General features: G+C 60.3%; 12 protein-coding genes and 1 tRNA gene. 4 read left to right on the top strand and 9 right to left on the bottom strand.

Annotated features, from left to right (window positions below; translation table 11 throughout):
* Window positions 1–86 (bottom strand) — tRNA-Tyr (locus tag Q7T45_RS23485).
* A gap of 217 nt (window positions 87–303) precedes the next feature.
* Here Q7T45_RS23485 and rlmB point away from each other — a divergent pair.
* Window positions 304–1,134 carry a 23S rRNA (guanosine(2251)-2'-O)-methyltransferase RlmB gene (gene rlmB, locus Q7T45_RS23480; protein ID WP_304873989.1) on the top strand — a complete coding sequence of 277 codons (831 nt, stop codon included), beginning with the start codon at window positions 304–306 and terminating at the stop codon, window positions 1,132–1,134.
* 62 nt (window positions 1,135–1,196) lie between these two features.
* Here rlmB and Q7T45_RS23475 read toward each other — a convergent pair whose 3' ends face one another.
* The 4 genes from Q7T45_RS23475 to Q7T45_RS23460 form a co-directional block, all read right to left on the bottom strand.
* Window positions 1,197–1,685 (bottom strand): hypothetical protein, encoded by a 489-nt coding sequence (locus tag Q7T45_RS23475; protein WP_304873987.1) that lies wholly within the window; start codon window positions 1,683–1,685, stop codon window positions 1,197–1,199.
* A 94-nt stretch (window positions 1,686–1,779) separates the two neighbouring features.
* A complete protein-coding gene (locus Q7T45_RS23470; protein ID WP_304873986.1) occupies window positions 1,780–2,223 on the bottom strand; it encodes a hypothetical protein in 444 nt (147 codons plus the stop codon).
* Window positions 2,224–2,372: 149 nt separating this feature from the next.
* Window positions 2,373–3,068 (bottom strand): urease accessory protein, encoded by a 696-nt coding sequence (locus tag Q7T45_RS23465; RefSeq protein WP_304873985.1) that lies wholly within the window; start codon window positions 3,066–3,068, stop codon window positions 2,373–2,375.
* A 185-nt stretch (window positions 3,069–3,253) separates the two neighbouring features.
* Window positions 3,254–3,967 (bottom strand): dienelactone hydrolase family protein, encoded by a 714-nt coding sequence (locus tag Q7T45_RS23460; RefSeq protein WP_304873983.1) that lies wholly within the window; start codon window positions 3,965–3,967, stop codon window positions 3,254–3,256.
* Window positions 3,968–4,101: 134 nt separating this feature from the next.
* Between Q7T45_RS23460 and Q7T45_RS23455 the strand changes: the two genes are divergently transcribed.
* Window positions 4,102–4,437 (top strand): hypothetical protein, encoded by a 336-nt coding sequence (locus tag Q7T45_RS23455; protein ID WP_304873982.1) that lies wholly within the window; start codon window positions 4,102–4,104, stop codon window positions 4,435–4,437.
* A 566-nt stretch (window positions 4,438–5,003) separates the two neighbouring features.
* Here the strand turns inward: Q7T45_RS23455 and Q7T45_RS23450 are convergent.
* Together Q7T45_RS23450 and Q7T45_RS23445 are read right to left on the bottom strand one after the other, a co-directional pair.
* On the bottom strand, window positions 5,004–6,113 hold the full coding sequence (locus Q7T45_RS23450; RefSeq protein ID WP_304873980.1) for a ComEC/Rec2 family competence protein: 1,110 nt from the start codon (window positions 6,111–6,113) through the stop codon (window positions 5,004–5,006).
* A 155-nt stretch (window positions 6,114–6,268) separates the two neighbouring features.
* The gene (locus tag Q7T45_RS23445) at window positions 6,269–6,715 is read right to left on the bottom strand and encodes a hypothetical protein (RefSeq protein ID WP_304873978.1); all 447 of its coding nucleotides are present in this window, start codon (window positions 6,713–6,715) and stop codon (window positions 6,269–6,271) included.
* Between the two features lie 287 nt (window positions 6,716–7,002).
* Between Q7T45_RS23445 and Q7T45_RS23440 the strand changes: the two genes are divergently transcribed.
* A complete protein-coding gene (locus Q7T45_RS23440) occupies window positions 7,003–7,290 on the top strand; it encodes a hypothetical protein (protein ID WP_304873977.1) in 288 nt (95 codons plus the stop codon).
* Window positions 7,291–8,580: 1,290 nt separating this feature from the next.
* Here the strand turns inward: Q7T45_RS23440 and Q7T45_RS23430 are convergent.
* Entirely contained in the window at window positions 8,581–8,886 is a 306-nt protein-coding gene (locus tag Q7T45_RS23430; RefSeq protein WP_304873976.1) for a hypothetical protein, read from the bottom strand.
* Window positions 8,883–9,353: a hypothetical protein gene (locus Q7T45_RS23425; protein ID WP_304873974.1), complete on the bottom strand. Its 471-nt coding sequence runs from the start codon at window positions 9,351–9,353 to the stop codon at window positions 8,883–8,885. The genes Q7T45_RS23430 and Q7T45_RS23425 overlap by 4 nt, the downstream gene beginning before the upstream one ends.
* Window positions 9,354–9,637: 284 nt before the next feature.
* Between Q7T45_RS23425 and Q7T45_RS23420 the strand changes: the two genes are divergently transcribed.
* Entirely contained in the window at window positions 9,638–9,985 is a 348-nt protein-coding gene (locus Q7T45_RS23420; RefSeq protein ID WP_304873973.1) for a hypothetical protein, read from the top strand.
* Window positions 9,986–10,353: the final 368 nt, after the last annotated feature.

Below are 10,353 nucleotides of genomic sequence, written 5' to 3'. Positions count from 1 at the left end.
TGGTGGGGGAAGAAGGACTCGAACCTTCGAAGTCGTAAGACGGCTGATTTACAGTCAGCTCCCTTTGCCACTCGGGACACTCCCCCGCTCAACAGCATCGGAACCCACCCGCCGAAAATGGCGGCAGGAAGGTCATGGATGACGTTAAAACCGGTCGCCGATGGCGAGCTCCCGGTTGGCGCGTTTATGGGGGAAACGGCCCGGCAAAGTCAACCAAGGCGCCCCCCTTAATCCGGGCCGCCAGGACCCGGGCCGCCAGGGGCTCAAATTGCCATTATTCGGAACCCGTGACACAAGCCTGCCATGAGCGATCGTGATCGAAAACCGCGCTTTCAGCGCGGAGGCGGCAAAGGACCCGACAAAGGGCGCCAATTCGGCCGCCGGCCGGGCGGGCGCGACCGCGAGGCGAGCCCCGACGGGCTGGTCATTCTATATGGCTGGCACACGGTCGCGGCGGCGCTGGCCAACCCGCAGCGCCGGATTCGCAAGCTGTGGCTGACGGAAAACGCCGCAAAACGGCTGGCCGACGACAAGATCGACCTGCGCGTCATCCCCGAAATCGTCCGACCGGACCTGATCGACATCAGGCTTGGCCCGGACGCCGTGCATCAGGGCCTGCTGGCGGAGGCCGAGCCGCTGGATTCGCCCGATATCGGCGACCTGCCGCAGGAGGGTATCGTTCTGGTGCTCGACCAGATCACCGATCCGCACAATGTCGGCGCCATCCTGCGCTCGGCGGCGGCGTTCGCGGTCAAGGCCATCGTCACCACGGCGCGACACAGTCCCGAAGCCACCGGCGTGCTGGCGAAATCCGCCTCCGGCGCGCTGGAGCTGGTGCCCATGGTGACCGTGACGAACCTGGCGCGCGCCCTGAACGAGCTGAACGATCAGGGTTTCATGACCGTCGGGCTCGACAGCGAGGGCAACGAGGACCTGGGCGCGATGACGCTGGTTCAGCCGCTGGCGCTGGTGCTGGGGGCGGAAGGCCAGGGCTTGCGGCGATTGACCCGCGAGACCTGCAGCACGGTGGCGCGGCTCGACATGCCCGGCGAAATCAAAAGCCTCAACGTGTCGAACGCCGCGGTGCTGGCGCTCTATATCGGTGCCAGCAAGCTCGGCCTGATGGGCAAGTAATGCAGCACAACGCCCGCTCGCGTGATGCGAACGGGCGCTGATATTTTCAAACCATTGTCAGATCAGTTGTAGCGGCGCAGCGCGTGGCCCTGGTGATGGCCGTGGTGACGATGCATCGTCGCGCCGCCGTGATGACGCATGCTGTGGCGCGGCATGTAGCCATGACGCGGAGCGTAACCAAGACGCGGCGCGTAGCCGTAACGGACGCTCGGGCGAACCGAATAGCGGTGGCCGTAGTGCCGGTGCATGCGATAGCCGTAATGAGGACGGCCGTAGGACACCGAGGTTTCCTGATAGACCGGACGCGGCGCCCAGTTGCCCGGGCCGGTATAGGTCGGGCCCTGGTTGACGTAATAATACTGGTGCACCGGATCGGGCAGCCGCTCACGGGCCCAGCCGCCGCAGCCGGTATAGCAGCCGGAATAGACCGGCGCCGGGGCGACGTAGACCGGGGCCGGCGCGCAGCCGGTGTAGCAGGCCATCGCGGGCGCGGCGCCCATCGTCATCATCACGGCAACCGCCGCCACCATTCCTGAAATCGTCTTACGCATTACACTCTCTCCTGTGGATCTGTTTTTTTGTTGGCGTGGACTCTTGGTGTGGAAATTCGAGTGGAAGATTTGGTGTAGAAAACGCTCGTCTTGATCAGTTCCGGTACTCTCGCCGCGGGACGTCGATTTGCGGCGCGACGATCACCGGCGGCGGATAGAACGGCACGTCGGCCTGCGCCGGCGGAGGATTGGACTGCGCCCCCCATGACTGATGATAGCTCTCCGCGGGCTGCGGCAGCTTGCGGTTGGCCGGCGGCTGAATTTCGAGGCGTCCGTAGGCCGGCATCAAACCGCCGCTCGGATAGTAGTGGCCGACATTGGGCACGGGATCGACATAGCGGCCGCCATAGACCTTGGTCTGCACCTGCGCGCCCTTGCCGAGACCCCAGTCGCCTTCGACCACGGCATAGGAGGCATCGACGCCGTTAATGATGATGGGTACCCCGTGGCGGCCGGGAATCACGATCTCGAAACCGCCCCCGGCAAATGCCGTCGCCGTCGTTCCGATCAAGATGGCCAGTGCGATTGCAGCGCGCATGGTTGCGGCTCCCAGTTGTGAGCGGCAACCTATCCGAACAAGCGATCCCAAGGGTTAAAGCCGCCAGCCAAACTGCCAGTAAGCCTAACGCGTAAGCATCGGTAACAGTTCAAATCCGAAACAGCGCGATCAGGAAACGTTAACGGGGCTTAACCGAACGCCGTCTCGACGATGGTAGTGAGGCCGATCGCGATGGTGACGACGCCGACCGCGCCCTGCAGGCCGCGATTGGCCCAGGTGAGTGAGCGCGCGGAGACCACGAGCGGCACCGCGATCACCGTCGACAGCGCGGCCATGCCGATCATCGAGCCGATCCCGAACAGCGCGACATAGCCGAGCCCGACCGCAGGGCTGGCGGCCTGCGATACCGCGAGCACCAGCAGCGCCGCCGAACCGGCCATGCCGTGCATCAGGCCGACCAGCAGCGTGCGCCAGCGAAAACCGTGGGCGTGCGCGTGCGGCGCGCGGACGTGCGGCCGCGTTTCGCCGGCATGGCTGTGGGCATGGATATGGACCGTGCCGTCATCATGGCCGTGGCGATGAAAGTGCACGCGGTCGCGCCAGAGACGCCAGAGCACGTGAGCGCCGAGCCCGACCAGCATGATGCCGACGGCAGTCTCCAGCGGACGCGCGACATGCTCGGGGATGGCGCGGCCGAGCCAGATCGCAGCACCGGCAAAGGCGAACAGGGTCAGCGTATGGCCGAGGCCCCAGGTCAGGCCATGGCGGACGATATCGCCGACACGGCTTCGGCGCGCGGCGATGCTGGACACCGCCGCGATATGGTCGGCTTCCAGCGCGTGCTGCATGCCCAACAGAAACCCCAGCCCCAGAATTCCGAACATATGTCCCCTGCTCGCCTGCCCCAGCCGTCATTGCGAGGAGCCCTTGCGACGAAGCAATCCATCTCCTTGCTTCACGATGCGGCAAAGATGGATTGCTTCGCTGCGCTCGCAATGACGTTTCGATATCTCTTATGACATCAGCGACCGCACTTGTCAGAGCAATATTGAGGCCGACTCCTCAGCCGTTACAGCACTTCCTCAAAAAGCCCCCGCATCGACGCCCAGGAGCGGCGGTCGGCCTGGGCGCTGTACAGCGCGGTGCGCAGCATCGAACCGTCGGCGGCCGGATTGGTGAAACCATGCAGCGTGTTGCCGTAGCTGATCAGCTGCCAGTCCGGCACTTGCGCCGCGCGCATCTCGGCCTCGAACGCGGCCACCTGTTCGGGCGGCGCCAAGGGATCGTCGGCGCCGGTCAGCACCAGCACGCTGGCTTTCACCCTGCCCGGTTCGGCAGGCATTCGGGTGGTGAGGACGCCGTGAAAACTGACGGCGGCCGCAAGATCGGCGCCGTCGCGGGCGAGCTCCAGCACCACCGAGCCGCCGAAACAGAAACCGATCGCCGCGATTCGGCCCGCTTCGACCTGCGGCATGGCTTTCAGCGTCGCCAGCGCGGCGCGGCCGCGCCCGCGCAGCGTTGCAGGCGCGTTGCGGAGATCGCCGACCAGCTTTGCCACCTCCTGCAGATTACGCGCCTGCCGGCGCTGGCCGAACATGTCGGCGGCGAACGCGACATAGCCGAGCTCCGCCAGCATCCGTGCCCGCGCCATGACGAATTCGCCGAGGCCCAGCCCCTCGTGAAACACCAGCACGCCCGGCCGCGGCCCGGCTTTGGCCTCATCGAAGGCGAGATAGCCGCGCATATCAGCGTCGGCGCGGTAGTCGATGTCCTGCGTCTGCATCGGTGGGGTTTGCTCACGGCTTGTTGGCTGCGGAACCGGAATTTCACACCGGTTCGCGACCGGCACAACCCGGATTCGGAACAACCGGTTCGCGAGGTTGTTGTCTCCGCACACTCATTTCGGAGAATAAGGACATGACCAAAACCAGCCTTCTGGGCGCCGCGGCAATCCTTGCCGCGTTGACCGCAACACCGGCACTGGCGCAGCATCAGCGCGGAGCCTACGCGCACCATCATCACGGAGGCTTCTGGCCGGGCGCTGTCGCGGCGGGGGTCGTTGGTGGCGCGATCGGCACCGCGGCCGCCATCGCCTCCTCCCCCTACCGCGGCAATTCCTACGCCTATTACGGCAGCGGTCCGCAATATGACGACTCCTACGCCTATTACGGAAACCGGCGCGGAAGCACGACCTGCGGCCTGGAGCCCTATGCCACCTATATGGGCCCGGACGGTCGCTGGTATCCCTGCTGAGCGACGCCGAATTCGAAGCTGGAAGGGGCGACCGCAATGGTCGCCTCTTTTTGCGTGATCGGGCCGGCGTGAGACATCACGCCGGTTTACAACAATGGCGACCGCAGCTGGTCCAGAGTTACGCCCAGCGCAACGGCTTTGTCTGCCAGCCCGGCACCTGGTTCCACGGCGAAGACGGCCGCCAGCACATCTGCCAGTAAACAGCTGCGCGATAGCTACGAAAAAGGGCGGCCGCGAGGTCGTCTTTTTTGTGCCGGCGCGTGCGCGGAAAAGCCTGTCAACTGCTGGCCCTTTGCGGACAAGTCTGGTATTCGACCGCCGAACGATCAGCAGGATTTCGTCTGTCCCTGATCCCTTCAATTCGCCGGTTTAGCTCAGCGGTAGAGCAGCGGTTTTGTAATTCGGGATCGGCCGTCCGTTCTTGTAACGTGCCGTCCCTAGAAGCCCCTGTTTATTGGGCTTTTCCACTTCCTCAGTCCCGCCTTGTCACCTCTGCCCCCTCCACGTTTTTCCGAGTTGGGTAGCAAAATGGTAGCAAGCCGTTCGCGGCTCGTTCCCGACCAAGGTCACGGAACCAGGTGGGCAAAATCTCCCCTGAAAGCACAACCGTTCTTGACCCCGGGAGCGACAGCGAAGGTGCCGTCACTCTGGATGGTGACAGCAATATCCCCCTGACACGTTTGAACAGATGTGGGGGTCTTTGCAACTTCTCGGATCCATCGTGCCAATCGGGGATCTAAGCCCGGGAGCGCCAACAATTGCTGGGCATTGGCTCCGCATATGGGCATCAAATTTGTGCAGTATGGCTTGATGCCGCTTTTCTCGAGAAACTGAATGGTCTCGGGGCTTGGGTGGCTCAGTCCATTTGCAGAGGTGATACCTAATTTTTTTGGCGAACTCGCGTCAAAAAGTTGGGTAATGACAGACGGTGGGCAGTCTATGCCAGAGCCATGATGAGGCAAGTTGACGATTTGAGCCGCGAGCGGCAATGCGCGGTTTCGTTCAAACTTTTTTCTGTCTTCCCAATTCGAAATCGTTCCGTCACCTCCAATGATTAACTTACAACCACCGTATGAAAACTCAAAAGCCAGACTGATCTCGTTCTCTTTGTAGGTTCCGATTATCGAGAGATCCTGACGCTCGATCTGCTGAACGTAACTCCCCTTCACCTTCGCCGGAGGCAATATCGTCGCCATCTCAACGCCCGTAAAACCGGTGGGCGCTAGAATGGAGTGATCTCCTGCGCATTCCAGCCATTCCATTTTTTTGTTTTTGGCTCTGTCCGTCGCCAACATAATGATGTTGAGCAATTCAAGTGCATCAACTCGCTGCGAGCCATCGCTGCCGTTGATGATCCTTTTGAGTTTCGTTCCGAATTTTTTCAACCTATCGAAGTTCTGAAAGAGGCCGCCGAGCGGCCCGCAATAAAACTGATCGACTGAAAAGGCCTTAAGAATGGGGAAAAGACCGAGATAGTGATCCTTATGAGGATGGGTCATGGCAGCGAACGCTAGATGACTTGCACCTAACTCACGGAGCTTGATCAGCCCGCGCGGTTCGGTCTCGCCTGCGCGCAGATTTGAGTCGATAATTGCAAATGACTTGCCACTCGAACTTTCAAATTCGATGACTGTCGAGCTTCCTTGGCCGACGTTTAGAAAATGAAATGTGAGCATTCAGAGTGTATCAAGCCACTCTTCCGCTGCTTGCTGACCGGGTAATGGATCGATGTTTCCAATTTCACGTCGTTCAATTTTCGGCCGTCGATAGCCACTCGAATAATCAAGGGAAATTGTCACTGGCTGACCGTAGTGCAGCAAATTTTCAGGTATTACGGCCGGAGGAAGTTGAATTTCGACCGCGCCGGACGAAGTGCGGCATTCCACAACGACATCTCCTGCCTCGCGGTCAGCTTGATCATGTGCACCGGCGGCGCGTAACGGCCTTTCCGGCATGACCGGCATTTCAGCGCCGCCTCAAGCTTCCAGATCGGCGTGTCCCGCGGCCGGCGGATGGCGTTGAGCGGCAGGCTGGCGCGGCTCTTACATCGGTTGCACTCGACCTCGAGCCAGCCCAGGCCGCCGTTGAGGCATTGCTCGATTGTTGGAGAAGGTTGCGCGGGTCCGCCATAGCCCTCCATCCGCACCGACCAAGCGTGAGCCTCGGCTCGATCCGCCTCACGGACGGCCTCCGTCGCACGCTGGCGCGCCTTCTCCGCGCTCATCTTCGCGCCGCGGATTTGGCTGCCCCAGATGACCTCTCGCGATTTAGTGCCCATGGCCGGGCATTACATCGGCTCTTGCGAGCCCGGGCAATGCCACTAGGATTAGGCGCCCGGATCCCAGGGTGACCCAACGTTTGGTTGGGCTACGGCTTTTATTTTGAGCAGGATTGAAGATGAGACGATTGCCTGAGAAATTGCCCGAACGGCATTGTCCGGCCTGTGACGGCCGCGGCGTTCCGGCAGTCAAACAACCCTCCCTTCCCGGCCGGAAAATCTATCCTCCGCAGTGCAAGAAATGCGGCGGTAAAGGTCGCATACCCAAGATCGACGATTGAGCGCCCGTGCCATGGTCCCGCCCCTTCGACGACCCGATCAAGCCGCCGAGCGGAAAGCCGATCGTCACCCTGAAGGATGCGGCGGCCTACATCATGAAGCTGCCGCAAGACGAGCAGCAAAGCCCCGAATGGCAAGCTGCCGGTGAAGCCGTGATCATGGCCGCCGAAGATCGCGGGCCGTTGATGCACGCCCATGTAGGCATGATGCTGGCGCTGCACGGCGCCAAGCCTATCCCCGAGGCCAGATCATCGAAGACGCATTGGGGACGGCGAAAGCTCAGGCGCGATCAATAGCATTCTCGCACGGACTCTCCTTTCGCAAGGTGTTCCGAAAATGGAACGCACTAGTCTCTGTTTGTGCGAGGTTTGTTCTCTTCACAGAACAGGCACAGGCCTTCCATCCCAATGGCTTAATTTGATTGACGCTAACCCTACGGTAGAGTTCCCATGGTTCCGCGCAGGACCAATGCGCCCGGTCAGAATTGGCTGGCCGGTGCAGAAGGAGGAATCAATGAGGGCTGTCAGATCTATAGCGGTCGTTTCTGCTTGGTCGCTAATTCTTGGGATTTCTATTTCACCGGCGCTAGCCGTGAGCTGCACAGAGCAAGGCCGAACATGCGCAGCGTGGGCCGTTGGTCCCAACGCAAGCTACAAAGCAGCATGTTCAAAAGAGGTTGGTGCGTGCAAAGCCAGGTGCAAGAAAGGACAAAAATACTTCCTCGGCGTCGCTGTTGGAAATCAATATCCGATAGATACCTGCAACTGACCGGAGGCTTATTGTTGATTCTCCGAGGTTGTTAACTTTGGTTAACTCGTCCTTAAAATCTTCTCAGTAGAATTACGCAGTGAGGGTCCGACGTAAGCCCGGATTAACCATGATCGCCGATACTGCCCTCTCTTTATCGGAGGAGCGTGATGATCAATTTCCTGGCTGTAGCCGTGTGTGCCGAGACCGGTGTTCTAGCGGCACTGTTCTGGCGTTTCGTAATCTGAGATCAGTAAATGCAGAGGCCGCCTCAGTTGGCGGCCTCTTTCGTTGTATCCTGTCTTATTTTCACTATGCGGCCTATCTGGCAAACTCCCATGCGCTTTTCCGCTAACGGTCGTTTTCTCAACAGAAGCACTTTTCATATGATTGTCCGAGTTGCTTTGATTTCTCTTTTCATCGTTACGACTGTGCACGCACAGAGGTTGGTTGACCCGAGCAAAGTCGCTCCGGAGTTTCGAGAAGCAGCCGAAAAACGGAGAGCTGAACAGCTCAGACAGCAAGCGTGCGCGAAGCAGGCGGACGCTGAAAAAATCCTCCCAAGAGATCGTCTAGCCTTTCTGAATAACTGCTTGGGGATTAGCGCCGCGAAGTAGGACGATTTGCCGCCTCGGAACAGGGCCGGTGTGTTCCATTGGCGGAACGCCTCATTGTCGGTTTGTGCGAGCTTTGTTCTCGCGACGAACATGGCTGATAAAGCAAAACCGCCGCTGGGGGCTGACAGCGGCGGCTTCTCCGGATGCGGATCATTGACCCGTGGACGTCAAGTTAGTGCAATATCGTCTGACGTCAACTTAGCGCCTTTTCTGTGCGGGGTTTCAAAGCACGCCTCCAATCTTGTCGGCGCCGGGCCCGACAGAGGCGTAGAAGATCAGGCACGCGGCGGCATTAGGCTGGCTGAGCACGAACTCCGGCTCCGCCCCATTGCCCTGCACCGAGCATATTGCTCCGGCATAGTAATCCTTCCACGCCTCCGCGAGGCCGGCCTTGTGATGATCGATCCGCGTCTTGGCGTCGGCGAGCGTCACGATCGGGATCGGCATGGTGACACCGGCCGCGGTGAAGCCGAGAGCGCGGATCAGGAAGTTTCGACGAGGCGTGATCAGTTGATGCTCCGATCTCATGAAAGCCTCCCCCATGCCCGCTGGTCCATCGATTCGGTGCTGCCGAGCAGCGGCTCACCCTCGACGTCGGGTTCGCGGCCATCGTGCTCGCCTTCAACGTCGATCTCGCCGAGGCTTGCCGATGGCAGATAGGACACGGCTCCGCTGCGCAATTCATGCGAGCCGAGGGACGGCTCGTCGTCTGCCCCATCCTCCCCGGGGTCGCTGTCCTCGTCGTCGGTGCCGTCGGGCTCCAGTTCCATGTGGTTGTCGGTGTCATCGAGGAAGTTTAGGAGCCTTTCGATTTCGGCTCTGGCTTCCTTGCGGAGCCGCCCTATGGCTTGAAACGCTTCTTCTGGTGTCACGGGCGTCCGGAAGTACAACGGCGTAGCCCGTGCTTCCCCATGCGGTTTGTCGGGGGATTGCGGGTGCTCGATTGCAGACGTGTTTGTGGGTGGCGTGCTAAGCACGCTGTCAGCCTGATCCATTGGGATTGACCTCTTCCTGGTTCGGGTTAGAGCCGGGGCGGAAGTTGCTGCTTCCCCTCGGCTTGCTTTTAGGCTAAACCAATATTCGCAGATGTCAATAAAGGCTAAACCAAAAAAGACGCGGGGCCGGCCCGCGACGGGGCGCGACCCAATGATGGGTTTTCGCGCGTCTCCAGTCCTGCGCGCCTCTATTGTGAGGTGGGCAGAGAACCAACCCGATACGCCCAGCCTATCTGAGGCAACCCGCCGGCTTGTCGAGATCGGGCTGAAGGCGAAGAAATGAGATGAACAAGGTGTTGTCGGTAGAAGAACGGCAAGCGCTCGGCAGCATCATACTCGCCCAATTTTCCGGGAGAATTAGAATGAAGTTTTTACTGTCAACCGCATTGATTTTCGTCATCTGCCAAGGCGCAATCGCTCAAGCTTCCGAATGCTCAACGGTGCCGAAGGCTAAGGATCGATTAGCTTGTTATGATAGGGTGACGCCACCAACAGCTACGAAGCCTATGACCTCCAAGCAGAAAGCTGCCGCATCCAAAGCTTCCCCTGATCAGGGAACGGTCGTCGACGCGCTCGCCGTCGAAAATTCAAAACTAGACGCAAAGCTAAAAAAGATTTGCCGCGGGTGCTGAGCAACATCATCTTGGGCCCGGGCTGAAGGCTCGCAAATGAAGCCGTACCCCACCTACCGTCAGCGAGAAGTCCTGCAACATCTGATGCCGGGCGATTGGATGCCGCTCCTCAAGTCCGCTCCCATTGGCGAAAGATTGCTCGCCACACTTTTACAGACCGGCTGGATCGAGCGAAGCCTAGACGTGAACGCTGGCGATCTCTATCGCATCACCGAAGCGGGGCGGACCGCCTTCAGAACACCCGTGCCCATAAGGTAAAGGCGTCTCGTTGCTTGGCGTGCACGAGTCTACCCGCCCGACGTGAATGCCCTTGCCGTCGCCCTTCGGTTGCGCTTTGATGCTGGCCTGGTCGGGGGATCATCAGTCAT

This window comes from Bradyrhizobium sp., from assembly GCF_030646015.1.
GTDB lineage: Bacteria > Pseudomonadota > Alphaproteobacteria > Rhizobiales > Xanthobacteraceae > Bradyrhizobium.
This window is presented reverse-complemented; position numbering and strand designations above follow the sequence as displayed.